The organism is Roseovarius maritimus (assembly GCF_043355895.2).
Classification (GTDB): Bacteria; Pseudomonadota; Alphaproteobacteria; order Rhodobacterales; family Rhodobacteraceae; genus Roseovarius; species Roseovarius maritimus.
In genome coordinates this window covers 147,977-173,706 of sequence record NZ_JBHFPF020000001.1, presented here as the reverse complement: position 1 = coordinate 173,706, position 25,730 = coordinate 147,977, and the positions used below count along the sequence as shown (strand labels likewise).

Below are 25,730 nucleotides of genomic sequence, written 5' to 3'. Positions count from 1 at the left end.
CGCTCTGCGTAAAGTGCGCGACCCGTCGGGGTTTCAGCCGCCCTTGCGCTTGCGAATGGGTGCCGGTCGCACCCGCGCCTCGATCGTCTCGTAGAGCTTGCCGACGATATTCTTGCCGGTCGAGCCTTCGATCCCCTCGAAGCCGGGCGATGAATTGACTTCGAGCACTTTCGGCCCCTTTTCGGCGCGCAAAAGGTCAACGCCCGCCATGTTCAGATCGAACGCCCGCGCCGCGCGCAAGGCGGTGTCGCGCTCCTCCTTGGTGATCCGCACGGATTTGGCGCTGCCGCCCCGGTGCAGGTTCGAGCGGAAATCGCCCTCGGCCCCGGTGCGCTTCATCGAGGCGACGACCTTGCCGCCGATCACGAGGCAGCGGATATCCTCGCCCGCAGCCTCCTTGACGAAATCCTGAACGAGGAAATTGGCCTTGAGGCCTCTAAAGGCGTCGATCACTGATTCCGCGGCCTTTTTCGTCTCGGCCAGAACGACGCCCTTGCCTTGGGTCGATTCCAGCAGCTTGACGATCAGCGGCGCGGTTCCGACGAGGCCGATGATATTGCCGGTATCGCGGGGCGAGGCGGCGAAGGCGGTGTTGGGCATCCCGATCTTGGCGCGGGCCATGATCTGATGCGCGTGCAGCTTGTCACGGCTGGCGACGATTCCAGCTGACCCATTGACGCAATAGGTGCCGATCGTCTCGAACTGGCGCAGGATCGCGGCGCCGTATGGCGTGATCGATGCACCGATGCGGGGGATCACGGCGTCGAAACGAGGCAGGCGCTTGCCATCGTAATGCACTTCGGGCGCCATGGCGTTGATCGCCATGTAGCAGCGGGTGGTGTTGACGACCTCCACGGTGTGTCCGCGCTTCTCGCCTTCCTCCACCAGACGCCGGGTGCTGTAATTGTCCTCGCGGCTGAGCACGGCGATACGCAGGGCGCGGTCGGGCGCTTCGCTGCGCATCTTGGAGGTCGAATAGACGTCGTAGCTGAGTTCAGGCTGCAAGAAGCGGTCAGTCGCCACGATCGAGATGTGATCCTTGAGCGCCTGCCTGCCCAGGAGCATCCGGCTGGCCATGCCACCGCGATTGGTCAGCGTGATTTCGATCGGCCAGCTATCGCCATTCACCGCTAGCGGCGACTCGATCACGAAGCGCGACTCGCTCTCGCCATTGGACGACGTGACCTCGCGCCGGTCGATGATCAGTGCCGAGCAGGGGATGACCAGATCGTCGCGCCCCGGAATTGGATGCAGGGTAAAGCGCACCTTGGGCCGCGTGGCGGGTCCGAATGTTTCGATATCGAAGGCATGGAGCGCGGAAGTGCGCGCGCCGGTATCCACCTTGGCGCGAATGGCGGGCACACCCAGCTTGGGCAGGCCCACCCATTCCTCCCATCCGAATTGCAGCGGCTCGGGCGGCTCGGAAGGGGACATGGGCAGAAATCCTTTCATGGGACGCGTAAATGCGGACTGCCTCTCTATCGCGATTCGAACGAAGATACAGCCTTTGCGGCGCCATGGGCGGGTGCCGGCCCAATGTCAGTTCTTGTTGATATCCCCGCGCACCCGGCGCACCTGACCGTTTTCCAGCCGGAAAAACCGGCGCAGGATCAGCCATGTGATGAGCGCCAGGATGGCGCAGATGGCCAGAAGGGCAGGTAGACCCAGCGCGGTCGGTGCAAAGATCAGAAAAAAGCCGATAATTGCCGCCGCGATGGCAAAGCCCAGCGCCAGAAAACCCGGCAAGACCACCTCGGCAATGGCCAGAAGCAGCGCCGCCGCCATCCAGACCCACCAGAGGGACCAGAGCGGGATGACTTGGGTCGCCTCGATCATGCCTTGCCCTTCAGCATCGAAAACGCGTTGCCGAACGCTTCGAGCGCGTTGGCGGGCACGAGGATGGTCGACGAGGACGGGCTGGCGCCCAGCGCATTGAGCGCCTCGACCTGTTTCAAAGCGACCTGATACTGCGCCGCCTCCAGCCCGTTATCGGCGATGGCCTGCGCCACGACCGAGGTCGCATAGGCCTCGGCATCGGCGGCAATGCGGCGGGCCTTGGCGATCTGTTCGGCGGCGTAAAGCTCGGCGTCGGCGTTCAGTTCGACCGCGCGTTTCTGGCCCTCCGCCTCGGTCACATGGGCGCGGCGGGCGCGTTCGGCATTCAGCTGCTGCAGCATCGCGTCGCGGGTGGCCTGATCCAGATTGACATCCAAAATCTCGGCCCGCGTCACCTCGATGCCCCAGTTGTCCACGGCGTCCTCGACCGAGTTCTTGATCGTCTGGATCAGCTGCGCGCGGTTCGACTGGACCTCGTCTAGGTCCATCTTGCCCATCTCGGCCCGGACGATGCCGGCGACGGTGGTCGCGATGGCGCCGTCGATGTCGCGGATGCGGTAGACCGTCTTTTCAGGCTGCACGATCCGGTAGAAGACCGAGCTGTCGACCTGCACCAGCACGTTATCCTTGGTGATCGCATCCTGGCTGGCCGTCGGCAGCTGACGTTCCAGAATCGAAATCTTGTGCGCGATCTTGTCTAGGAAGGGCACGATCATGTTGATGCCCGGTCCCAGCACCGAATGGAGGCGGCCGAACCGCTCGACCACATGCTGTTCGGATTGCGGCACGATCTTGATGGCCTTGAAAATGACCAGCACGACAAGCAGCGCCAGCAAGAGCCACAGCAGGTTGGAGGACAAAAGGTCCAGTAGTTCGTCTTCGTTCATATCACCGTCCCGGGTACCGGCGCGAAGGATCCGCGCGTTCGCTTTTGCAAAGCAGCCTAATGCGCTTTATGCAGCGGCAAAAGTGAATAAGGGCTTGGCGCGATGACAAAGCGGATCGACTTTCAGCTGGCGGCAACGGATGGGCGGGCGCGGACGGGCGTGATCACGACGCCGCGGGGGGATATCCGCACGCCAGCCTTCATGCCCGTGGGCACCGCCGCCACGGTCAAGGCCATGATGCCTGAAAGCGTCGCTGCCACCGGCGCCGACATCCTTCTGGGCAATACCTATCACCTGATGCTGCGCCCCACGGCCGAGCGGATCGCACGGCTGGGCGGGCTGCACGACTTCATGAATTGGCAGGGGCCGATCCTGACCGATAGCGGTGGCTTTCAGGTGATGAGCTTGGCCGATCTGCGCAAGCTGACCGAGGAGGGGGTCGCCTTTCGCAGCCATATCGACGGCTCGAAACACATGCTGACGCCCGAGCGGTCGATGGAGATCCAGAGGCTGCTGGGCAGTGACATCGTGATGTGTTTCGACGAATGCCCCGCGCTGCCCGCGACGGACAAGGCCGTGGCGGAAAGCATGGAGCTCTCGATGCGATGGGCCAAGCGGTCCAAGGAGGCGTTTGGCGACCGGCCCGGTCATGCTCTTTTCGGCATCCAGCAGGGCGGCGTGACCCAAGAACTTCGCGGTATAAGCGCCGAGAAACTCAAAGAGATCGGCTTTGACGGCTATGCCATTGGCGGGCTCGCCGTGGGCGAAGGGCAGGAGGCGATGTTCGGCGTGCTGGACTATGCGCCGGACATGCTGCCGCAGGACAAGCCGCGCTACCTGATGGGCGTGGGTAAGCCGGACGATATCGTGGGCGCCGTCGCGCGCGGCGTCGACATGATGGATTGCGTGCTGCCCAGTCGCTCGGGGCGCACGGGGCAGGCCTGGACGCGGCGCGGGCAGGTCAACATCAAGAACGCGCGCCATGCGGACGATCCGCGCCCGCTGGACGAGGAGTGCACATGCCCCGCCTGCCGCAACTACTCGCGCGCATACCTGCACCATGTCTTCCGCGCACAGGAGATGATTTCGGGGATGCTGCTGACCTGGCACAACCTGCATTACTATCAGCAGATCATGGCAGGGATGCGCGCGGCCATTACCGCGGGCGCGTTCGAGGCGTGGCAGCGCGATTTTCACGGCACCCGCGCGATGGGCGATATCGAACCGCTCTGACAACGTGTAAGCCCAGCTTTCGGATCATCACGAAAACCGAGGCGGTTGCGCCTTGCTGCGCCGCGGCGGGCGCCTACCTGATGCTGTGCACTGTGTTACATCAGAAAGGCATCCAGGATGACCGAGAAACTCTTTACCCCTATCGACGCAGGCGCGATCCACGCGCAGAACCGCGTCGTGATGGCCCCGCTGACCCGCAACCGCGCTGATAACGACACCGGCGAAGTAGGCGATATGCATGTCGATTATTACCGCCAACGCGCGGGCGCCGGGATCATCATCACCGAGGCCACGCAGATCAGCCCCGAGGGCAAAGGATACTTCCAGACCCCCGGTATACACACTGAAGGGCACGTCGCCGCGTGGAAGCGTGTCACAGATGGGGTGCACGAGGCGGGCGGCAAGATCGTGATCCAGCTGTGGCATGTGGGGCGCATCAGCCATACCTCGCTGCAACCGAAAGGCGCGAAGCCGGTCGCACCTTCGGCCATCGCGGCGGATGTGCAGACCTTCACGGCGAATGGTTTTGAGGACGCCTCGGTCCCCCGCGCGCTGGATCTGGACGAGATGCCGCGCCTCGTGGCGGACTATGTCCATGCTGCAAAGATGGCCCGCAAGGCCGGGTTTGACGGGGTCGAGGTGCATGGCGCCAACGGCTACCTTCTGGACCAGTTCCTGAAGACCGGTAGCAACACCCGCAACGATGCCTACGGCGGTAGCCCCGAGAATCGCGCCCGCCTGCTGCTGGAAGTGTTGGAGGCGGTGACCAAGGTCTGGGGCGGCGATCGCACCGGCCTGCGCCTGTCCCCCTTCTCGCCGGCAAACGGGATCGAGGATGCGAATCCGCAGGAGACGTTCGAATACCTGGTGCCGCAGCTCAACCGCTTCGGCCTTGCCTATCTGCACATGATCGAAGGCGCGACCGGCGGCCCGCGCGAATTGAAGGACGGGCAAAGCCTCGATGCGCTGCGCAGCCTCTGGGATGGGGTTTACATGGCCAATAACGGCTATGACCGCGAGATGGCCATCAAGGCCGTCGAGAGCGGCGCGGCCGATATGGCCGCCTTCGGCGTGCCATTCATCGCCAACCCCGACCTGCCCGAACGGCTGAGGCAAAACGCACCCCTGAACGCGCCCGACAAGGACACGTTCTACGGCGGCGGGCGCGAAGGATATACCGATTATCCGGCGCTACCTGAAACGGTGGCCTGACACCTGCCACAGGGAGGGCGGCCAGCGTGCCGCCCTTTTTTAGAAGTGCATCCGCGCAAATTTAGCCATTTTCGCGCGGGGAAGTCCTTGCCCCCCGCGCGCCGCAGCGTCATTCTGCCCCCTCGAGGTTGAAAGCGGCAGGGGACTGCCCCAAATTGATCGACAGATGGAGAGGGCATGGTCGCCGCCGAGCGGGGCCTGACCCTCTTGCCAAGAAAGGGCCGGACAGAATTCCGGACCGATGCATAAGGATAGAGCATGAAAGAGCCCCTCAACTCCTCGTACCCGGTGCTGCCGCTGCGCGATATCGTGGTGTTCCCGCACATGATCGTCCCGCTTTTCGTGGGCCGTGAAAAATCCGTGCGAGCGCTGGAAGAGGTGATGGCCGACGACAAGCAAATTCTGCTGTCCAGCCAGATCGACCCCAGCGTCGACGACCCGGATGCCAAGGGTATCTACAAGGCCGGCGTGCTGGCAAATGTGCTGCAACTGCTGAAATTGCCCGACGGCACCGTCAAGGTGCTGGTCGAGGGCGTCGCACGTGTGCGCATCACCGACTACATCGACAACGAAGATTTCTTCGAGGCGCGGGCCGAGTATCTGACCGAGATGCCGGGCGATGCGACTACCATCGAGGCCCTGCTGCGCAGCGTGACCGCCGAGTTCGAGCGCTATGCCAAGGTCAAGAAGAACGTTCCCGAAGAGGCGCTTACCGCCGTGTCGGACGCAGATGATCCCGCGCGCCTGGCCGATCTGGTCGCCGGGCACCTGGGCATCGAGGTGGAGCAGAAGCAGGAACTTCTGGAGACGCTGAGCGTGAGCGAGCGGCTGGAGAAGGTCTATGGCCTGATGCAGGGCGAGATGAGCGTTCTGCAGGTCGAGAAGAAGATCAAGACGCGTGTCAAAAGCCAGATGGAGCGCACCCAGCGTGAATACTATCTGAATGAGCAGATGAAGGCCATTCAGAAGGAGCTGGGCGATGGCGAGGACGGCGAGGGCGAGATTGCCGAGTTGGAAAAGCGCGTCTCCGAGACCAAGCTGAGCAAGGAGGCCCGCGAAAAGGCCGAGGCTGAGCTCAAGAAACTGAAGAACATGAGCCCGATGAGCGCCGAGGCGACCGTCGTGCGCAACTATCTCGACTGGATGCTGTCGATCCCGTGGGGCGTCAAATCCCGAGTGAAAAAAGATCTGGCCCGCGCCGAGAAGGTGCTGGACGATGATCACTATGGCCTCGAGAAGGTCAAGGAGCGCATCGTTGAGTATCTGGCTGTCCAGCAACGCTCGAAAAAGCTGAAAGGCCCGATCATGTGCCTCGTCGGCCCTCCGGGCGTGGGTAAAACTTCGCTGGGCAAGAGCGTTGCCAATGCAACGGGGCGCGAGTTCATCCGCATCAGCCTTGGCGGCGTGCGCGACGAATCCGAAATCCGCGGCCACCGCCGGACCTATATCGGCTCGATGCCCGGCAAGATCATTCAGGCGTTGAAAAAGGCCAAGACGACCAACCCGCTGATTCTGCTCGACGAGATCGACAAGATGGGTCAGGACTTCCGCGGTGATCCGGCTTCGGCCATGCTCGAGGTGCTCGATCCCGAGCAGAACGGCACGTTCGTCGACCACTATCTGGAGGTCGAATATGACCTCTCGAACGTGATGTTCCTGACCACGTCGAACAGCTACAACATGCCGGGCCCGCTCATGGACCGCATGGAGATCATCCCGCTGGCCGGCTATACCGAGGACGAAAAGCGCGAGATCGCCAAGCAGCATCTGCTGTCGAAGCAGGTCAAGAACCATGGCCTCAAGAAGGGCGAGTTCGAGCTGACGGACGAAGCGTTGACCGATATCATCCGCTACTACACCCGCGAGGCGGGCGTGCGGAACCTTGAGCGCGAGATTGCCAAGGTCGCGCGCAAGGCGGTGACCAAGATCATCAAGAAGGAGGTCACGTCGGTCAAGGTGACGCCGGAAAACCTCAGCGACTTCCTGGGCGTGCGCAAGCACAAGTTCGGACTGGCCGAGGATGCCGATCAGGTCGGTGTCGTCACGGGCCTTGCCTATACTTCGGTCGGTGGCGAGCTTCTGAATATCGAGGCGTTGCGCCTTCCGGGCAAGGGCCGGATGAAGACCACCGGCAAGCTGGGCGACGTGATGAAGGAATCGATCGACGCGGCGAATTCCTATGTCCGGTCGGTCGCGCCCGCCATCGGGATCAAGCCGCCGCGCCTTGAGAAATGGGATATCCACGTTCACGTGCCTGAGGGCGCAACGCCCAAGGACGGGCCGAGTGCAGGCCTTGCGATGGTGACTTCCATCGTGTCGGTGCTGACCGGTATTCCGGTGCGCAGGGATATCGCCATGACCGGCGAGGTGACGCTGCGCGGCAACGCGCTGCCCATCGGCGGGCTCAAGGAAAAACTGCTGGCGGCGCTCCGTGGCGGGATCAAGACCGTTCTCATCCCGCAGGAGAACGAGAAAGATCTGATCGAGATCCCCGATAACGTCAAAGAGGGTCTGGAGATCGTCCCGGTCACCCATGTGCGCGATGTTCTGCGCCTGGCGCTGACCCGCGCGCCGGAGCCCATCGAATGGGACGAGGCTGCAGAAGAGGCGGCAGCGGCTGAGGCGGCGCTGAAAGCAGGCCCCGATGCGACGAGCGCAACCGCGCATTGACCTTCTAGCGCCTGACGGCGGTTAAGATACATGATGGGGCGCCCCGGTCAGGGCGCCCCATTCTTCTTTGGCAGGCCCATCATCGCGGGCGTATCAGTTGGCGCTGACCAATGCGGTGATGAAGATCAGCGCGGTCAGGGTCAGCGCGACCATCTCAGCCTGATTGGCAGATGAACTGGCCGTCTCGGCCTCGATCACCGCAGGCTCCATCACCGGCTCTGACAGGTTACCAGCGGCGACGGGTGCTGCTGCAATCGTGAGTGCGGCGATCGCCGCGAAGTGGATCTTTTTCATTATGGGTCCCCAAGTTTAACCGCGCTGAACATTGTTGTCGCTACCCCGCCTTGCGCCCCCTTGACCCGGGTGCTGCGCGGCGCGCGCCAATGACAGTTGCAGTATAGTGACGCTGCGTCAAGAGCGGCGCAAAAGGATCAAAGCGGCGCGCGCGCCGTGCCCGCGATTTCAAGATCGCGCAATAACGCGCGATAGGTCTTTTCGGCGCGCTGGATGCGCCCTTGGGGCAGGCTCTTGTTTTCGACACGGATCAGAGCCTCGAAGCCGAGAAAAAAGGGCAGAGTGACGCCACGTTCGGCGGCGCTCATCTCGAAGACGTTTGCGAATGTCTCAAGGCAGGTTCGGTCGACCCCAAGGCAGCTTTGCCCCGACAGGCGCAGTCGGCGGCGCCCCATATGCATTGCAAAACGCGCGATGTCCTTGGTCACGGGCATGCCGCGCGAGCCACCAAGGTCGATCCCGGTGAGGCGTGTGCCCTCGGCAATCAGGTTGTTGGGGTGGTAGTCCCCATGACAGATGGCGATGCGCCAAGGTTCGGCTGCGACAAGGGGAGCAAGCCGCTCCATCTGGCCGAGAATCTGCTGCTCGATCATGTGCAGGCGCTCGAAGGGTTGCTGTGCCGAGGCGCGTGCCGCGCGGGCGAGCCACTTGTGCGGTTGCGCTGCGGTCCAGTCCTCGCTGATGCGTGTGCTGGCCCGCAACCACCGGGCGGCTGGCGCCAGCCAACCGATGCGCTGCGCCGGATCAAGGCTGTAGAGCAGTTCGAGCAGTGGGGTGCCCGCTGCCTCTTCCTGCACGATCAGCCCCGCTTGGGCGGCGATCAGGATCGGCTCGGGGATACGCAGATCACCGGTAGACATATGCGACCAGAGGCGCTGCATCTCGTCCCATTCGCGCAGCGCATCACGCTGATCAGGCGCGACATGCAGGCGCAGGATGACGCGCCGGCCGTCAAGCGTGCCGCGCAGGATTGCGCGTTTGCCTGAGACATGCCGGATGAGGTCCGTCACCTGCAGCGACCTCATACGCGTCGCCTCGCGGCGGGCGGCCTCGAGGCGCGCCGTGATCCAACTCATCGCGTCAGGATCCGGGATCGGGGGCAGGGGCGCGCTCATCCGCGCAGTCAAGCGCAGGCGCGCCGCGCGGTCAACTCAAATGGCGCGGCTGCCGATTGAACCCCTGCACCGGCGCGTCTATGGTGCTCTCAGCATCCGCCGGATGCGCCGGATCCCAGACCGAAAGGCCCCTATATGAGCGAGACACCCGTTGCAGAAATGACGTTCGAGCAGGCCATGGCCGAGCTGGAACAGGTGGTCGGGCGGCTTGAGCGCGGCGACGTGGCACTGGACGAATCCATCACTCTTTACGAGCGCGGCGCAGCCTTGAAAAAACGCTGCGACTCCAAGCTGAAAGAGGCCGAAGAGAAGGTGGCGGCAATCACGCTCGACAGCGACGGAGAGCCTGCAGGCCTCAAGCCCGCAGACGGCCTCTGACCCACATGCAGCAGAAGATCGACGCGGATCTTGGCGCGGCGCGCGCCGCGGTCGAGGCGCATCTGGCGCAGGTTCTGGCCCCTTTTGGCGAGGGCGACGTAGCGCAAGCCATGCGCCATGCGACGACGGGTGGCAAGCGCCTGCGCGCCTGCCTCGTGATGGCCTCCGCGCGGCTGCACGGCGTACCGCAGTCGGCGGCGATCTGGCCCGCGACGGCGATTGAGGCGATGCATGCTTATAGCCTTGTCCATGACGATCTGCCCTGCATGGACGACGACGATGCGCGGCGGGGCCAGCCCACGGTGCATGTCAAATGGGACGAGATGACCGCCGTTCTGACCGGCGATGCGCTGCAGGCGCTGGCGTTTGAGCTGGCCGTGCATCCGAAGGTCGGCGGCGCAGACGTGCGCGCGGACTTGGTGCTGAGCCTTGCGCGGGCGGCCGGTGCTCAGGGCATGGTTCTGGGCCAGGCCCTCGATATGGCGGCCGAGCGGCCGGGCGCGGAGTTGACGCTTGACCAGATCAGCGCGCTGCAACAGGGCAAGACCGGCGCGCTTTTTGAATGGAGCGCTGCTGCGGGCGCGCGCATGGCCGGGGGTGATCCCGCGCCGCTGATCCGTTATGCAGCGGCCATGGGGCAGGCCTTCCAGATCCATGATGACGTGATCGATGTCACCGGCGACGCCGCCGCCGCCGGCAAGGCGGTGGGCAAGGATGCGGCAGCGGGCAAGGCGACTTTCGTGTCGCTGCTGGGCCTTGAGGGCGCGCGCGCGCGCGCCGCTGCGCTGGTTGACGATGCGATCGGCGCGCTATCTGTTTATGGAGAGGGCGCCGATCCCTTGCGGCGCATCGCGCGCTTCGCTATCTCGCGTGACAGCTGACCTGACGCCCCGCTACCTGACGCCCCGAGGAGGGGCAATGCCATGACCACCGATCCCGACAAGGCGCCCAAGACGCCGCTCCTTGACCGTATCTCGGGCCCCTCCGACATGAAGCGGCTAAGCGATGGCGAGCTGTCACGCCTCGCTGATGAGCTGCGCGCCGAGACGATCCATACGGTATCGCAGACCGGCGGACATCTGGGGGCGGGCCTTGGCGTGGTCGAGCTGACAGTGGCGCTCCATGCCGTGTTCGACGCGCCGCGCGACAAGATCATCTGGGACGTGAGCCACCAAAGCTATCCGCACAAGATCCTGACCGGCCGACGCGACCGGATGAAGACGCTGCGCCAGAAGGACGGCCTCAGCGGATTTACCAAGCGCTCCGAGAGCGCCTATGACCCGTTCGGCGCGGCCCATTCCAGCACCTCGATCAGTGCCGCGCTCGGCTTTGCCGTGGCGCGCGATCTGGGCGGAGCCTGCGAAACCGGGCACGGCGACGCGGTGGCCATCATAGGCGATGGCGCGATGAGCGCGGGCATGGCCTTTGAGGCGATGAATAACGCGGGCGCCTTGGGCAAACGGATGTTCGTGATCCTCAACGATAACGAGATGTCCATTGCGCCGCCAGTCGGCGCGCTCTCCTCGTATCTGTCGCGCCTTTATGCCGAGCAGCCATTTCAGGAGTTGAAGGCGGCAGCCAAGGGGGCCATTTCCCTGTTGCCCGGCCCATTCCAGCAAGGGGCCCGCCGCGCGAAGGACATGCTGAAGGGCTTGGCCGTCGGCGGCACGCTCTTCGAGGAGCTGGGGTTTTCTTATCTCGGCCCCATTGACGGGCATGATATGGAGCAGCTCCTGCCCATCCTGCGCACCGTGCATCAGCGCGCGACCGGGCCGATGCTGATCCATGTGCTGACGAAAAAGGGTAAGGGCTATGCCCCCGCCGAGGGCGCCGATGATGGCGGTCACGCGACCGCGAAATTCGATATCGCGACTGGCAAGCAATCGAAACCACCCAGCAATGCGCCCAGCTACACCTCGGTTTTCGGGCGCGAATTGGTGGCCCATGCCAGCCGCGATGACCGGATTGTGGCGGTGACGGCGGCGATGCCAGATGGCACCGGCCTCAGCCTCATGGCCGAGCGCTATCCCAGCCGTACCTTCGATGTCGGCATTGCCGAGCAGCATGCCGTGACCTTTTCCGCCGGGATGGCGGCGGGCGGGCTGCGCCCGTTCTGCGCACTTTACTCTACCTTCCTGCAGCGCGGCTATGATCAGGTCGTGCATGACGTCGCGATCCAGCGCCTTCCGGTGCGGTTTGCGATTGATCGCGCCGGGCTGGTCGGCGCGGATGGTGCCACCCATGCGGGCAGCTATGACGTGGCTTTCCTTGCCAATCTGCCCGGTTTCGTGGTGATGGCAGCCGCTGACGAGGCCGAGTTGGTGCATATGGTCGCGACCGCTGCGGCGCATGACGAGGGGCCTATCGCGTTCAGATATCCGCGCGGCGAGGGCGAGGGCGTGACCATGCCCGAGAAGGGCGAGATCCTGGAGATCGGCAAGGGCCGCATGATCGAGAAAGGCAGCCGCGCCGCGATCCTCAGCTTCGGCACCCGTCTTGGCGAAGTGCGCAAGGCGGCCGAGGCGTTGCGCGCGCGCGGCATCACGCCCACCATCGCCGATGCGCGCTTTGCCAAGCCGCTCGACCGCGAGATGATCCTGAAACTCGCCGCCGATCACGAGGTGCTGATCACGGTCGAGGAGGGCGCCGTCGGCGGTTTCGGCAGCCATGTCGCGCAGCTAATGTCGGATGAGGGCGTGTTTGATCATGGGCTGAAGTTCCGCTCGATGGTTCTGCCCGACATCTTCATCGATCAGGCCAGCCCCGCTGACATGTACGCCGTCGCGGGGATGAGCGCGGCCCAGATCGAGACCAAGGTGCTGGATCTGCTGAACATCTCGCAGATCGCGGACAAACGGGCCTGACAATTTCGCGGCGCTTTACCTTTTCTCGCCCGAAATACGTCATATCTTGAGAGGTATGACGCTGATCCGCATGTTTCTTGCCTGCCTCATGCTGGCCCCCGCCGCCCATGCCCAGACGCTGGAGGGGCCGGACGGCCCGTTATCCGTAACGCCGATGGCTGAGGGGTTGGAAGGACCATGGTCCTTCGGTTTTTTGCCGGATGGCAGTGTTCTGATCACCGAAAAACAGGGGCGGCTTTGGCAGCTACGAGATGGGCAGCAGGTTGAGATAGGTGGTGTGGGGCCGATTGCGCAAGTCGGGCAGGGCGGTTTGCTGGACGTGCTGATCCCGCGCGATTTTGCCCGGACGCGGCAGCTTTATTTCAGCCACGCGATTGACCAGGGGGCAGGCGCAGGCACGGCCCTGGCCGTTGCCACCTTACCGGACGGCGCCGATACGCTGCAAGACTGGCGCGTGATCTACCAGATCGCCGAGGGCAGCGATGGCGGCATCCATTTCGGCTCGCGCCTTGTCGAGGGCGAGGACGGTCTGATCTACATGACGGTTGGCGAGCGGGGAGATCGCCCCTCGGCGCAGGATCTGAGCCGCGAGAATGGCAGCGTGCTGCGCCTGACGCGGGAGGGCGTGGCGGCCTCCGGCAATCCTTTTGCCGAGCAGAATGGTGCGCGCGCGGCCATCTGGTCCTACGGGCACCGCAACCCGCAAGGCGCGGCATTGGACGCCGCCGGGCAGCTATATGTGACCGAGCATGGCGCGCGCGGCGGCGACGAGGTGAACCGCATCACCAAGGGCGCTAATTATGGCTGGCCCGTCATCTCTTACGGCACGCACTATTCCGGCGCGCCCATCGGGGAAGGCACTCAGAAGGCCGGGATGGAGCAGCCCGAATTCTACTGGGATCCCAGCATCGCGCCCTCGGGGTTGATGATCTATTCCGGGGCGCTCTGGCCTGAATGGGAGGGGGATTTCTTTACCGGCTCGCTCAAGTTCGGCTTCATCTCGCGGCTCTCGGGCGATCCTCTGCGCGAGGAGCAGCGACTTGAAAGCGATGTGACCGCGCGGTTGCGCGACATCCGCGAGGCACCGGATGGCGCGATCTGGTTTCTCAGCGAAGGGCAGGGCGCGCTCTATCGCATGACGCCCTGACCAATCTCAGACCGGTAGCCGGGACGAGTGTGAGCCACGCTCGCGATAGGGCGTCGTGTTGTAATGCGCGCGGTAGCATTTGGAGAAATGCGAGGGCGACGAAAATCCGCAGGCGAGCGCGACGTTGATCACCGTCATGTCCGTCTGCATCAGCAGGTTGCGCGCCTTTTGCAGTCGCAACTCCATGTAATACCGCTTGGGTGAGCGGCTGAGATAGCGCCGGAAAAGCCGTTCGAGCTGGCGCGTCGACATGCCAGCATCCTGTGCAAGACTCGAGGGGCTGATCGGCTCTTCGATATTGGCCTCCATCATCTGGATGACCTGGCTCAGCTTGGGATGTCGCACGCCGATCCGCGTCGGCACCGACAGGCGCTGCGTGTCCTGATCGGTGCGGATCGAGGAATAGATCAGCTGATCAGCCACGGCATTCGCCAGCTTTTCGTCATGGTCCTTGGCGATGATGCTGAGCATCAAATCGATCGAGGAGGTGCCGCCCGCAGTTGTCAGGCGCGCACCGTCGACGGTAAAGACCGATTTCGTCAACGTCACTTCGGGAAACTCTTCTGCAAAGCTGTCGTGGTTTTCCCAATGGATCGTCGCGCGCTTGCCATCCAGCAATCCTGCGCGGGCCAGCAGGTAGGAAGCAGTGCAAAGCCCGCCCATGGTCAGCCCCCGCCGCGCCTCGCGGCGCAGCCAGTTCAGCACCTTCTTGGTCGCGGCCTGCTGAATTTCGATGCCGCCGCAGACCAGCACCGTATCGTCGCGGCTCAGCTCGCCCAGAGGACCATCCAGCTGAAAGCGCGATCCGGCCGAGCACGCGACCACATCATCGCTGTCCCCGATGACCGACCATTCATAAATGGGTTTTTCGGCCATCCGATTGGCGATACGCAGACATTCGATCGCGGCCGCAAAGCTGAGCAACGTGAAATTATCGATCAAGACGAAGACAAAACGACGCGGCGGGGTCCGTGACGTGCCGCTTCCGGACGGTATATTGCGCTGATTGCTTGACATGCTGGCGCCCTCCGGCTGCGCATTGGATATATGGGTGTTCCACGAAAATACCGTATTTGACAAGGGATGCAGGGTATAATTGATGCAGCGACGGTATTATTCGTGTGGCGCCGGGGCCACGGCTTTGCTATGCAACCGTCTCAGAATTGCCTTAGGCGGAGAGGATGTCATGGCTGAGTGGACAAAATCCGACTGGCGCGCGAAACCGCGTGTGCAGATGCCCGAATACACCGATGCGGAGGCGCTTGCGGGCGTCGAAGCGCGGCTTGGACAATATCCTCCTTTGGTCTTTGCAGGAGAGGCGCGCCGGCTCAAGGCGCAACTGGGCGCGGCGTCGCGCGGCGAGGCGTTCCTATTGCAGGGCGGCGATTGCGCCGAGGCGTTCGACCAGTTCAGCGCCGACGCGATTCGCGACACGTTCAAGGTGATGCTGCAGATGGCCATGGTGCTGACCTTCGCGGCGAAGGTGCCGGTGGTCAAGGTGGGTCGCATGGCGGGCCAGTTCGCCAAGCCGCGCAGCGCCCCGACCGAGACGGTAGACGGCATCGAGCTGCCCAGCTATCGCGGCGACATAATCAATGAACTACCCTTTTCCGAGGGCGCACGCATTCCCGATCCCGCCAAGATGCTGCAGGCCTACACGCAGTCGGCGGCCACGCTGAACCTGTTGCGGGCCTTCTCGAAAGGCGGCTATGCCGACATGAACAAGGTCCATAGCTGGACCTTGGGTTTCACCGAGGGCGAAAAGGCCGCGCGCTATCGCGAGATGGCGGGCCGGATTACGGACGCGCTGGATTTCATGCGCGCGGCTGGCATCAACAATGGCAGCACCGAGGCGTTGCAGACGGTCGATTTCTACACCAGCCACGAGTCGCTCCTGCTGGAATACGAAGAGGCATTGACGCGACTCGATTCGACGTCGGGTAATTGGCTGGCCGGCTCGGGCCACATGATCTGGATCGGCGACCGCACACGGCAGCCGGACGGCGCGCATGTCGATTTCGCCAGCGGCGTGCTGAACCCCGTCGGCCTGAAATGCGGCCCCTCGATGACCGAGGATGACCTGAAAGCGCTTCTGACCAAGCTGAACCCCGAGAATGAAGCTGGGCGTCTGACGCTGATCGCGCGGTTTGGGGCAGGCAAGGTTTCGGAGCATCTGCCGCGCCTCATCCGCACGGTGCAATCCGAAGGTGCCAATGTGGTCTGGGTCTGCGATCCGATGCATGGCAACACGATCAAATCCGCCTCCGGTTACAAGACGCGGCCCTTCGATGCGGTGCTGCGCGAGGTGCGCGAGTTCTTTGGCGTGCACAAGGCAGAGGGAACCATCCCCGGCGGCGTGCATTTCGAGATGACCGGCCAGGATGTGACCGAATGCATCGGCGGCGTGCAGGCGGTAACGGATGAAAACCTCAGCGATCGTTACCATACAGCGTGCGATCCGCGTCTCAACGCGTCGCAGTCGCTGGAGCTGGCTTTCCTCGTTGCCGAAGAACTGTCGGCCTTGCATGATGAGCGGCGCGCCGAGGCGGTCTGACACCCGCAGCTGAAGGTATTGCCAAGGGCGCGCGGGCTAACCTCCACGCGCCTTTTTTCATGGAGCAATCGAATCGGCGCGAGCCGACGGCACGCCGCATATGATTGATAATGTGCCTAATTCTTGTGCAGGCGGCTGTAATGCGGCCCAATTATGCGGCGACGCGGCGAAAAGCTGTGCAGTTGCAGCAAATCTGCATTGTCGCATCGCGGCAGGCCATGTTTGTCTCGAGATGCAAAGGGTTGAATACGATACCTCCTCCCGTCGTGAACCTGATGCAAGATACGCGCGAGGCGGCTCCTTCCTCCTCGCGTGTAAAAAAGAAGGCTGAACCCGATATCCTCCTCCCATCGGTTGCAGTCGATAAAAAACTGTCCAACAGGGCGTGGCCGGGCGGGTAAACCGCTCGGTCGCTTTGTGTTTCGGGATGAATTCTGGGCGAGCCGTCGAAACTTCGCGTTGCGACCGTCAGCGCTCAGCTTTTGACAAGGCGCAGATAGGGACGCTCGGACGGGCGGCGGGCAGGCACGGCCTCGGGCGGGCGCTCGTCTTCCGCACGCTCTGGCAGGAAAGGGATCAGGCGAGGTTTGGCATCGGGGTTCGCGCAGGCGTCCAAGGGTGTGACGGTCGCCTGCGCAATCTCGAAACGGCGCGGCCCGCGCCCGATGGTCCCAGTGCTCACCAGGCATCCCAGCGCGCGAGAGATGTCGCCCAGATCGCTGCGCAGCGGCATCATCAGCAACGTGCCTTCCAGTTTGGGGGCGCCGGGGCGCGCCGCGCTGACCAGTGACAGGCGCAGCGTGGCAGGCTGGTCGAAAAGGCAGACGAGGTGATGCGCCAACTCATCGCGCGAGCCTGGCTCCAGAAAGGCGCTAATCGGCATGCCGCGCACCTCCATGCCCATGAGGTCAGTCAGATGTCCGCCTGCGATGCGCAACCGCGCCAAGCCCGGTGCGATACGCTCGGTGATGAAGGCATTGCCGAGCAGAGGCTCGATCCCGCGCGGGTCGATATCCGAGCGGCGAGGGACAATGGCGCCGTGGCGCATCTTGCGCCAATAGGCCTCGAAGGCCGCAAGCGCGGCACTGTCGGAGGCAGGCTGAACCGTCGGTCCGGGCGGGCGCCCATGGAAATCATTGCTCATGTCCTGCACCTTTTACTAACTTGCACGCCGTGCGACCCGGCCACGTCCCGCACCTGTCGGGCTTGTGGCAACGATACCGGTTAACAAATCGGCCCGCTTCCCGGTTCCCCATCGCTGCCCCACTACGGTCGACAACATGCCGACTCGGAGCCGCTTGAAGGGATATCGCACATTTTACATTATGCCACGGGCGCCTCGGCATTTGTCTAAAATCCTATCCAATTGGTTAATCTTTGCCGATGAGGCCGACCGCAGCCGGAACCGTGCTGCGCCGCTTGCCTCGCGGACGGCAGGGGCTTAGGACGGAGGGCCATAGGCGGAGCGACCCGCCTCCGCTGAAAGAGGGCCCGCATGTCAGCCGAATACAAGATCAACTCCATGACCGCCTTTGCAACCGGCCGCGGCACTGCGCCCGGCCACTCTTGGACATGGGAGCTGCGCAGCGTCAACGGCAAGGGACTCGATCTGCGCCTGCGCGTGCCTGACTGGATTGCCGGGCTGGAGGCCGCGCTGCGCGCGCGCCTGTCGGAGGCGATGACGCGCGGGAATGTTACCCTTGCGCTGCGCGTGCAGGCGGCGGAGGCGGGCGGGCGCATGTCCGTCAACGCGGCTCAGCTGGAGGCCGCCTTGGATGCCATGGCCGAGGTCGAAGCCCGTGCGATGGCACGAGGCCTGTCGCTGGCCCCAGCGCGCCCTGGAGATATCCTGGCCGTTCGCGGTGTTCTGGAAACCGCCGCCGCCGAGGAGCCGGACACCGCCGCCCTCTGCGCCGCCATCATGGCTGATTTTGACGCGGTTCTGACCAATTTCCTGCAGATGCGCGCGCAGGAAGGCGCCGCGCTTGCGACCCTGCTGAGCGCCCATCTGGACGAGATCGCGTGCCTGACTGCCGACGCTGCCAGCGCCGCCGAAGCGCGCCGCCCCGAGGCCGCCGCGGCGCTCAGGGCTGCACTCGCCCGCGTCATGGAGAACGTGGGCAATGCTGATACCGATCGCGTGGCGCAGGAATTGGCCATGATCGCCGTCAAATCGGACATCACCGAGGAGATCGGCCGGCTAGAGGCTCATGTCGCCGCTGCCCGTGCGCTCTTGGCCGAGGGCGTCCCGGTGGGGCGCAAGCTGGATTTTCTCATGCAGGAATTCAACCGCGAGGCCAACACGCTCTGCGCCAAGGCAGGGTCGACCCCGCTGACCGCGATTGGGCTGGCGCTGAAGGCGGCAGTGGACCAGATGCGAGAACAAGTTCAGAATGTCGAGTGAAGGAAGACCCATGGCAAACAGACGCGGCCTTTTGATCATCCTGTCTTCGCCTTCGGGCGCGGGCAAATCCACCCTGTCGCGGCGCTTGCGCGAATGGGACGAAAACGTACTTTTTTCGGTCTCCGCAACCACCCGCGCGCCGCGCGCCGGCGAAATGGACGGTCAGGACTATCATTTCCTGACGGATGAGGCGTTTCGCCACGATGTGACGAATGGCGATATGCTGGAGCACGCATATGTCTTTGGCCATTTCTACGGTTCGCCCAAGGGGCCGGTCGAGGAAGCGATCAATCAGGGCCGCGACGTGCTTTTCGACATCGACTGGCAGGGTGCGCAGCAGATCCAGAATTCGGATCTTGGCAAACATACGCTGTCGATCTTCATCCTGCCGCCCTCGATTGCCGAGCTGCGCCGGAGACTGGAATCGCGAGGGCAGGATAGCGCGGAGGTGATCGCTAAACGCATGCAGAAAAGCTGGGACGAGATCAGCCATTGGGCCGAATATGACTATGTTCTGACCAATGACGATCTGGAGGCGACCGACGCCAAGCTCAAGCAGATTATCGCCGCCGCGCGCCTGCGCCGCATTCAGCAACCCGCGCTGACCGAACATGTGCGCGGCCTTCAAATGGAATTCGAGGAACGCTCATGACACTCTATACCTTGGACGGGCACAATCCCGAGACGCCCGCAGATAATGATTACTGGGTCGCTCCGGGCGCGCATGTCATCGGCCGCGTCGAGCTGGGCGCAGGCAGCTCGATCTGGTTCGGCGCGACCTTGCGCGGCGATAACGAGACCATCCGGCTTGGCACCGGCTCCAACATTCAGGAGAACTGCGTGCTGCACACCGATATGGGCTGTCCGCTGACCATCGGGGAGGGCTGCACGATAGGGCACAAGGCGATGCTGCATGGCTGCATCATCGGCGACAACACCCTGATCGGGATGGGGGCCACGGTTCTGAACCGGGCGCGGATCGGACGGAATTGTCTGATCGGGGCAGGTGCGCTGATCACCGAAGGTAAGGAAATTCCCGATGGCAGCCTGGTGATGGGCGCGCCGGGCAAGGTGATCCGCGAGCTGGACGAGGCTGCGATCGAGGAACTGCGCCAAAGCGCGCTCCATTACCAACAAAACATGCGCCGCTTTCGCGCAGGGCTGACCGCGCTGGACGCACCGGAAAATTGAATTTTCCGGAGGCGGAATTCGGACGAATTCCGCCTATCGCGGCAGCAACTCATCCTCGCCGATTTGCGTGGCCAGCCAATCGCGAAACTTGGTCAGGGCTCCATCCTCGGCCTTGTTCTCAGGCCAGATAAGGTAATACGCGCCGGGGCTGGGCGTGGGCCCGCCCCAGGCCGGAACAAGACGGCCGGCCTCCAGATCCCCCAGCGCCAGGTATTCCGGCAAAAGCGCTACGCCCAGCCCATGCAGCGCAGCTTGGGTGATGGTTGCGAACTGGTCATAAACCGTGCCGGGCACCCTAGCCACCGGCACACTCTGCGCTGCAAACCAAGCGCGCCAAGCATCGGGGCGCGTCTCGATGTGAAGAAGGGGCAGATCCAGCAGGTCTTGCGCAGTTCGGGGCGCGCGGGCCTTGATGACTTCGGGCGCGCAGACCGCGATGACAGCCTCGCCTCGCAGGCGCATGGACTCGGTGCCTGGCCAATCTGCGTTTCCAAAATGTATTGCGGCATCAAAGGGTTCTACCGCAAAGTTGAACGGCTTGATCCGCGTCGAGAGATTCAGCGTGACCTCGGGATGCGTGCGCGCGAAATCCGGCAGGCGCGGCACCAGCCAGCGCATGCCGAAAGTCGGCAGGATCGCCAGGCTCAGCGCGCCGCCCGCTGGGTTCACGGTAAGCTTCATCGAGGCCTGCGCGATCTGCCCCAGCGCCGCGCGCACTTCGGCCGCGTACTGCACCGCATCGGGCGTCAGGCCGATGCGCCGCCCGGTCTTGACCACCAGCGTCACTCCCAGTTGATCCTCCAGCGCCTGGATCTGCCGACTGACGGCGCTTTGGGTCAGAGCCAATGCCTCGGCTGCGGCGGTAGCGCTGCCCAGCCGATCCAGCGCCTCGAGCGCGCGAAGACTGGCAATGGACGGCAAGAAGCGGCGGGGCAGTGCCATCTATTCCGTTTCCTCATGGTTTCGAGCAAAAGACTTGGTGTTCTTCTGCGGCTCCAAGGCCTATATTGCAAGCAGAACCCATGAAAATTCATGAAAGGTAGCGCAATGAGCCTTGACGCCCCCGCAAACAAGCCCAGCCTCAAACCCAAGGACGCTCCGGATCTTTCCAGTTTCGATTGGCAGGACCCGTTCCGCCTTGATGATCAACTGGAAGAAGACGAGCGGATGATCGCGCAAAGCGCGCGGACCTTTGCTCAGGAAAACCTGCAGACACGCGTCATCAAGGATTACGCTGACGAGGCCGTCGCGCCCGAGCTGTTCAAACAGATGGGCGAGATGGGCCTTCTGGGCACGACCATTCCTGAGGAATACGGCGGCCTTGGCGCAGGCTATGTCAGCTATGGTCTTGTCGCGCGCGAGATTGAGCGCGTCGATAGCGGTTATCGCTCGATGATGAGCGTGCAATCGTCGTTGGTCATGTACCCGATCTACGCCTATGGCAGCGAAGAGCAGCGCAAGAAGTACCTGCCCAAACTCTCGACCGGTGAGTTGATCGGCTGCTTTGGCCTGACCGAGCCGGACGCTGGCAGCGACCCTGCCGGCATGAAGACCCGCGCCGAAAAGACCGAGACCGGCTATCGTCTCACCGGCTCCAAGATGTGGATTTCGAACAGTCCGATCGCGGATGTGTTTGTTGTCTGGGCAAAATCCGACGCCCATGATGGCAAGATTCGCGGCTTCGTCTTGGAGAAGGGCATGGACGGCCTGTCGGCCCCCAAGATCGAGGGCAAGCAGAGTCTGCGCGCCTCGGTCACCGGCGAGATCGTGATGAAGGGTGTCGACGTGGGCGAGGATGCCCTCCTGCCGCATGTCGAAGGTCTGAAAGGCCCGTTCGGCTGCCTTAACCGCGCCCGCTATGGCATTGCCTGGGGCGTAATGGGCGCCGCCGAATTCTGCTGGCACGGCGCGCGCCAATACGGCCTTGATCGCCACCAGTTCCGAAAGCCGCTGGCACAGACTCAGCTTTTTCAGCTGAAGCTGGCCAACATGCAGACCGAGATCACGCTGGGCTTGCAAGCGGCGCTGCGCGTCGGCCGCCTGATGGATCACGCCAATGCCGCGCCCGAAATGATCAGCATGATCAAGCGCAACAATTGCGGCAAAGCCCTTGATATCGCTCGCATGTCTCGTGACATGCATGGTGGAAACGGCATCTCGGAAGAGTATCAGGTGATCCGTCACATGATGAACCTCGAGACAGTGAATACCTATGAGGGAACCCATGACGTTCACGCACTGATTCTGGGGCGCGCCCAAACGGGCCTGCAGGCGTTTTTCTGATTGTCGGAATGGGGGCAGGTCTTGGTGCCTGCCCCCGCCACGAACTTTGACGTATAAAGACCTGATTGCATGACCGAAAATATGCCAGACGCAATTGTTATCGGCGGCGGCATCGCCGGTATTTCCGCGGCGGCGGAATTGGCGCGGGACGCCCGCGTGACGGTGCTGGAAGCCGAAGCGCAGACCGGATATCACGCCACCGGGCGCTCTGCCGCGATCTATATTCGCAACTACGGCAACACTGTCTTGCGCGCGATCAACATCGCCTCAGAGCCGACGCTGACCACACCGGACGGGATTTGTGATCACAGCCTTCTGTCGCACCGCGGCGAACTTCTGACGGCGACTGGAGATGAGATGTCTGCGCTTGAGGCTTATGCAAGCGGGTCTGTCGGTCTTGAACGCCTGACCGGGGCAGAGGCCGCGCGTTTGGTGCCCATTCTGCGCCCGGAGCGGATTGCCGCCGCAATCTACGAAGGGGCCGCGCAATCCATCGACGTCGATTTGATGCTGCAAGGGTATCTGCGCATGTTGAAAAAGCGTGGCGGGACTGTGATCACAAAGGCGCAGGTGACCGGGATGCGCCGCGCAGACGGGCTGTGGCACGTCACTGCCGGGAATCACCAGCTAACCGCGCCCCTTGTCGTAAATGCCGCCGGGGCCTGGGCGGATCACATAGCGGCGCTGGCCGGAACTCAGCGCGTTGGGCTGCAGCCCATGCGCCGGTCGGCGGCCATCGTACCGCTTGGGCCTGAGCATGATGTCTCGAATTGGCCTCTCTTCGGAAGCGTTTCCGAGACATGGTACGCCAAGCCCGAGGGAGGCAAGTTGATGGTGTCGCCCGCGGACGAAGACCCCGTGGAGCCTCATGATGCTTGGCCTGACGACATGGTCCTTGCCGAGGGGCTGGATCGTTACGAACGCGCGGTGACCGTGCCTGTGACCCGGATCGAGCGAAGCTGGGCGGGATTACGGACCTTTGCGCCGGACAGGACGCCCGTGGTCGGCTATGCCACCGATTGCGACGGATTCTTCTGGCTGGCAGGGCAGGGAGGCTATGGTGTTCAGACCGCGCCCGCGCTATCGCAGGTGACGGCGGCAGTGATCGGCGGGCGCGCTCCGGCGCTGGCATCCGAGATCATAGCTGCCATTGCACCAAAGCGTTTTTTTATCGACGAACTAAGGAGTTGACCCAAGATGAGCGATATCACCCGTAGCCATACCGGCCCGCGCATGAGCCAGATCGTTACGCATAATGGCACGATCTACCTGGCGGGTCAGGTCGGCAATGCTGGCGACAGCGTGACAGATCAGACCAAAACCTGCCTCGAGAATATCGATAAACTTTTGGCCGAGGCCGGCTCCGACAAGACACGCATTCTGCAGACCATCATCTGGATGGCTGACATGAAGGACTTCGCCGAAATGAATGCAGTCTGGGACGCATGGGTGCCCGAGGGCCACACGCCTGCACGGGCGGCAGGCGAGGCCAAGCTGGCGACACCGGACTATCTGGTCGAGTTTATCGTGACCGCCGCGAAAGCGTGACGCCAGATACCCCCCGGAAGTGTGAGCTTTCAGGGGGGTGTAAGGGTGAGCGGTACCCCCAACTGCGTCTCTTATTGTCTTTAAAGGTAGGTGTATCGCCCCATCTTTTCGAAGAAGACCTCGGCCGGGGTGTTCCAGCCGAGGGATTTGCGTGGCGTGTAATTGAGGCGGTTGCAGAGCTTTTTCAGCTCGTAATCTGTCATCTGTATGTCTCCATCTCTCAATCTTTCGGCGTTCCTCCATGTCAAGTTGCGCGCAAATGACTCCCATCCCAAAATCTGCCTATTAGATAAGCTACTGTTTTCTAAAAAGAGTCCCAGTTGGGGTTAGCGCGCACTCGTTGGTATTCTTGTAAACACCATTCAGAAATGTCATTGGTTGTGCAAAGCAGGAATGTCACTCTGAGTGCAACGTGAGCAAGGCTTAGCAGCCCGGAGACCTCAAATATCGTAGGGCTGAAAAGCCTTGCGGGGGTCAGCGATTAGCTTTCGCAAGCTTGTGAAAGACCACAGATGCTGAGGAGAAAATTAGAGCTCCCGCGATACATTTTGTGAGGACGCCGCGCAGGTCGCCTTCACGCCATGGCAGTTCCGGTCGAAACCAGAAGTCGTAAAGGTTTAGGCTCATCAACCCCAGACAGGTGATGGCCAAAGCCACGGATATGAAGAAAGCGAAACGCATATCTTGTTCGACTTTTGTTTTATTCCGCCGCGTGCGCAACCTTCTTCTTGTCCCGTGATATCGACGGTCGTCCTTGCCGTCGCCCGTTCGGTTTGTAGCCCATCTTCTCTGAGTTTGTCCGCACCTTCGGCTTTGGAGGTGCTGCGCCCTGCATCTCTTTGATATGCTCCAGAACCGCACCGAGGCGTTTGTTGTCCGTGATGGCCGTATGCGTCACACGCTGATCCATGTCGAAGATTTTGTAGGGCAGGGATCGTCCTTTTGAGCGTACTTCGAACCGACCGTCGACGCCAGCATGATGCGTTTGCGGTCATAGGAAAAGGTGAGCTGCTTGCCGACGTATTGGTTCTCCCGCCAGCACAGCACATCAGCCAGCCGATCCGGCTCGACATTGAGCGCGCGGTGCAGGTTGTCGGGCTTGGCCGGTGCTTTGGCGAACTTGGCGTTGTGTCGCTCTTTGACGCCTTGCAAACAGGCGTTCGCGGCGTCCATGTCCGAGATGCCCGCGATCCGCAGTTCTTTGACCAGACGGTCTTGAAGCGTGCGGTTGGCACGTTCGACCCGGCCCTTTGCCTGGCTCGAATTGGCACACAAAATCTCGATGTTCAACTCACTGAGCGCGCGGCCAAACTGCGTGATCCGCGCGCCGCCCTTGGCGTCTTCCTTGGCCACCCGGAACACCGTGTGCTTGTCGCTGTAGAACGCAACCGGGCGGCCATGTCTGTGCAGATAGCTGTCCAGTGCCTCGAAGTAGCTAAAGGTGCTTTCCGACTTCACAAAGCGCAGTTCCATCAGTGTGCTGGTCGCGTCATCGATGAACACAAGCAGGGTGCAGGGCGGGGCGCGATCCTCGAACCATCTGTGATCAGACCCGTCGATCTGAATGAGCTCACCGAAGCATTCCCGACGCAAGCGCGGTTGATGAATCTGGCGTCGCTGCTTGCGGGACAGCCAGATGCCATCCTCAACCATCCATTTGCGCACAGTCTCGCGTGAGATTTTGAATCCATGATGTTCTGCCAGCATCTCAGCGGCCAAGGTCGGCCCAAAATCCGGATACTGTTCTTTGATAACGCTCAGTGCATAATCGCGTTTGGCTGCGTGAAACTGATTGTTGGGAGCACGCCCGCGTGACTTGTGCCGGATCCCAGACGCGCCATCTTCGCGATACCGCCTCAACAGCCTGAAAATCTGCCGACGCGTCAGAGCCAACATGTTGGCCGCATTATCGACCGTCAGCCGTCCATCATCGACCTGTGCTAGAACCTCCACGCGGTTCAACTCGCGCTCGCTCATCATCACCCATCCCATGTCCGCTCATCCTCACATCGTTTTGCGAGGAGAGTGGCACTTCTGAATTGCTCATGGGTGACATTATCGCTTTGCGGCTACGAATTCTAATTCGTATAATCAGTATTATGTAAATATTGGAT

At 62.5% G+C, this 25,730-nt stretch carries 23 protein-coding genes and 1 pseudogene; 14 read left to right on the top strand and 10 right to left on the bottom strand.

Annotated features, from left to right (window positions below):
• Positions 1–33 precede the first annotated feature (33 nt).
• The 3 genes from rimK to ACEWPM_RS00785 form a co-directional block, all read right to left on the bottom strand.
• On the bottom strand, positions 34–1,434 hold the full coding sequence (rimK, locus tag ACEWPM_RS00795; RefSeq protein ID WP_393960589.1) for a 30S ribosomal protein S6--L-glutamate ligase: 1,401 nt from the start codon (positions 1,432–1,434) through the stop codon (positions 34–36).
• 105 nt (positions 1,435–1,539) lie between these two features.
• A complete protein-coding gene (locus ACEWPM_RS00790; RefSeq protein WP_393960588.1) occupies positions 1,540–1,836 on the bottom strand; it encodes an NfeD family protein in 297 nt (98 codons plus the stop codon).
• Positions 1,833–2,723, bottom strand: coding sequence for an SPFH domain-containing protein (locus ACEWPM_RS00785; RefSeq protein WP_393934608.1), 891 nt, complete (start codon positions 2,721–2,723; stop codon positions 1,833–1,835). Before ACEWPM_RS00785 ends, ACEWPM_RS00790 begins: the two co-directional genes overlap by 4 nt.
• A gap of 102 nt (positions 2,724–2,825) precedes the next feature.
• Here ACEWPM_RS00785 and tgt point away from each other — a divergent pair, with 102 nt between their 5' ends.
• The 3 genes from tgt to lon all read left to right on the top strand — a co-directional run bounded on the left by tgt (position 2,826) and on the right by lon (position 7,838).
• The gene (gene tgt / locus ACEWPM_RS00780) at positions 2,826–3,956 is read left to right on the top strand and encodes a tRNA guanosine(34) transglycosylase Tgt (RefSeq protein WP_393960587.1); all 1,131 of its coding nucleotides are present in this window, start codon (positions 2,826–2,828) and stop codon (positions 3,954–3,956) included.
• Positions 3,957–4,073: 117 nt separating this feature from the next.
• The gene (locus tag ACEWPM_RS00775) at positions 4,074–5,168 is read left to right on the top strand and encodes an alkene reductase (protein ID WP_393960586.1); all 1,095 of its coding nucleotides are present in this window, start codon (positions 4,074–4,076) and stop codon (positions 5,166–5,168) included.
• 258 nt (positions 5,169–5,426) lie between these two features.
• Positions 5,427–7,838, top strand: coding sequence for an endopeptidase La (lon, locus tag ACEWPM_RS00770; RefSeq protein WP_393960585.1), 2,412 nt, complete (start codon positions 5,427–5,429; stop codon positions 7,836–7,838).
• 93 nt (positions 7,839–7,931) lie between these two features.
• On the opposite strand, the gene ACEWPM_RS00765 is transcribed toward lon, so the two are convergent.
• A complete protein-coding gene (locus ACEWPM_RS00765; RefSeq protein ID WP_393960584.1) occupies positions 7,932–8,132 on the bottom strand; it encodes a hypothetical protein in 201 nt (66 codons plus the stop codon).
• Between the two features lie 137 nt (positions 8,133–8,269).
• Positions 8,270–9,247 (bottom strand): phosphotransferase, encoded by a 978-nt coding sequence (locus tag ACEWPM_RS00760; protein WP_393960583.1) that lies wholly within the window; start codon positions 9,245–9,247, stop codon positions 8,270–8,272.
• 135 nt (positions 9,248–9,382) lie between these two features.
• Between ACEWPM_RS00760 and ACEWPM_RS00755 the strand changes: the two genes are divergently transcribed.
• From ACEWPM_RS00755 to ACEWPM_RS00740, 4 genes are read left to right on the top strand one after another with little or no spacing between them, the layout of a single operon-like run.
• A complete protein-coding gene (locus ACEWPM_RS00755) occupies positions 9,383–9,625 on the top strand; it encodes an exodeoxyribonuclease VII small subunit (protein ID WP_393960582.1) in 243 nt (80 codons plus the stop codon).
• A 5-nt stretch (positions 9,626–9,630) separates the two neighbouring features.
• Positions 9,631–10,506 (top strand): polyprenyl synthetase family protein, encoded by an 876-nt coding sequence (locus ACEWPM_RS00750; protein WP_393960581.1) that lies wholly within the window; start codon positions 9,631–9,633, stop codon positions 10,504–10,506.
• A 42-nt stretch (positions 10,507–10,548) separates the two neighbouring features.
• Positions 10,549–12,489 (top strand): 1-deoxy-D-xylulose-5-phosphate synthase, encoded by a 1,941-nt coding sequence (gene dxs, locus ACEWPM_RS00745; protein ID WP_393960580.1) that lies wholly within the window; start codon positions 10,549–10,551, stop codon positions 12,487–12,489.
• Positions 12,490–12,544: 55 nt separating this feature from the next.
• Positions 12,545–13,636: a PQQ-dependent sugar dehydrogenase gene (locus ACEWPM_RS00740; protein WP_393960579.1), complete on the top strand. Its 1,092-nt coding sequence runs from the start codon at positions 12,545–12,547 to the stop codon at positions 13,634–13,636.
• A 6-nt stretch (positions 13,637–13,642) separates the two neighbouring features.
• Here the strand turns inward: ACEWPM_RS00740 and ACEWPM_RS00735 are convergent, their stop codons facing one another.
• Positions 13,643–14,653 (bottom strand): GlxA family transcriptional regulator, encoded by a 1,011-nt coding sequence (locus ACEWPM_RS00735; protein WP_393960578.1) that lies wholly within the window; start codon positions 14,651–14,653, stop codon positions 13,643–13,645.
• A gap of 169 nt (positions 14,654–14,822) precedes the next feature.
• Here ACEWPM_RS00735 and ACEWPM_RS00730 point away from each other — a divergent pair, with 169 nt between their 5' ends.
• Positions 14,823–16,190 carry a class II 3-deoxy-7-phosphoheptulonate synthase gene (locus ACEWPM_RS00730; protein WP_393960577.1) on the top strand — a complete coding sequence of 456 codons (1,368 nt, stop codon included), beginning with the start codon at positions 14,823–14,825 and terminating at the stop codon, positions 16,188–16,190.
• A 475-nt stretch (positions 16,191–16,665) separates the two neighbouring features.
• Here ACEWPM_RS00730 and ACEWPM_RS00725 read toward each other — a convergent pair whose 3' ends face one another.
• Complete coding sequence (locus ACEWPM_RS00725; RefSeq protein ID WP_393960576.1) at positions 16,666–17,334, bottom strand: PAS domain-containing protein; 669 nt, start codon at positions 17,332–17,334, stop codon at positions 16,666–16,668.
• Between the two features lie 351 nt (positions 17,335–17,685).
• Here ACEWPM_RS00725 and ACEWPM_RS00720 point away from each other — a divergent pair, with 351 nt between their 5' ends.
• Genes ACEWPM_RS00720 through ACEWPM_RS00710 form a run of 3 tightly spaced genes read left to right on the top strand, consistent with a single transcriptional unit; the run spans position 17,686 to position 19,785 of the window.
• Positions 17,686–18,594: a YicC/YloC family endoribonuclease gene (locus ACEWPM_RS00720; protein WP_393960575.1), complete on the top strand. Its 909-nt coding sequence runs from the start codon at positions 17,686–17,688 to the stop codon at positions 18,592–18,594.
• A gap of 10 nt (positions 18,595–18,604) precedes the next feature.
• A complete protein-coding gene (gene gmk / locus ACEWPM_RS00715) occupies positions 18,605–19,246 on the top strand; it encodes a guanylate kinase (RefSeq protein WP_393960574.1) in 642 nt (213 codons plus the stop codon).
• Positions 19,243–19,785 carry a gamma carbonic anhydrase family protein gene (locus ACEWPM_RS00710; RefSeq protein ID WP_393960573.1) on the top strand — a complete coding sequence of 181 codons (543 nt, stop codon included), beginning with the start codon at positions 19,243–19,245 and terminating at the stop codon, positions 19,783–19,785. The genes gmk and ACEWPM_RS00710 overlap by 4 nt, the downstream gene beginning before the upstream one ends.
• 33 nt (positions 19,786–19,818) lie before the next feature.
• Here the strand turns inward: ACEWPM_RS00710 and ACEWPM_RS00705 are convergent, their stop codons facing one another.
• Entirely contained in the window at positions 19,819–20,727 is a 909-nt protein-coding gene (locus ACEWPM_RS00705) for a LysR family transcriptional regulator (RefSeq protein ID WP_393960572.1), read from the bottom strand.
• Positions 20,728–20,832: 105 nt separating this feature from the next.
• On the opposite strand from ACEWPM_RS00705, the gene ACEWPM_RS00700 reads away from it, so the two are divergent.
• From ACEWPM_RS00700 to ACEWPM_RS00690, 3 genes are all read left to right on the top strand, one after another.
• The gene (locus ACEWPM_RS00700) at positions 20,833–22,068 is read left to right on the top strand and encodes an acyl-CoA dehydrogenase (protein ID WP_393960571.1); all 1,236 of its coding nucleotides are present in this window, start codon (positions 20,833–20,835) and stop codon (positions 22,066–22,068) included.
• 81 nt (positions 22,069–22,149) lie between these two features.
• Positions 22,150–23,259: an NAD(P)/FAD-dependent oxidoreductase gene (locus ACEWPM_RS00695; protein WP_393960570.1), complete on the top strand. Its 1,110-nt coding sequence runs from the start codon at positions 22,150–22,152 to the stop codon at positions 23,257–23,259.
• 6 nt (positions 23,260–23,265) lie between these two features.
• The gene (locus ACEWPM_RS00690; RefSeq protein ID WP_393960569.1) at positions 23,266–23,616 is read left to right on the top strand and encodes a RidA family protein; all 351 of its coding nucleotides are present in this window, start codon (positions 23,266–23,268) and stop codon (positions 23,614–23,616) included.
• 80 nt (positions 23,617–23,696) lie between these two features.
• On the opposite strand, the gene ACEWPM_RS00685 is transcribed toward ACEWPM_RS00690, so the two are convergent.
• Positions 23,697–23,819, bottom strand: a complete 123-nt coding sequence (locus ACEWPM_RS00685) for a hypothetical protein (protein WP_393961011.1) — start codon at positions 23,817–23,819, stop codon at positions 23,697–23,699.
• 497 nt (positions 23,820–24,316) lie between these two features.
• Positions 24,317–25,608 (bottom strand): annotated as a pseudogene (locus ACEWPM_RS00680) (ISNCY family transposase).
• Positions 25,609–25,730: the final 122 nt, after the last annotated feature.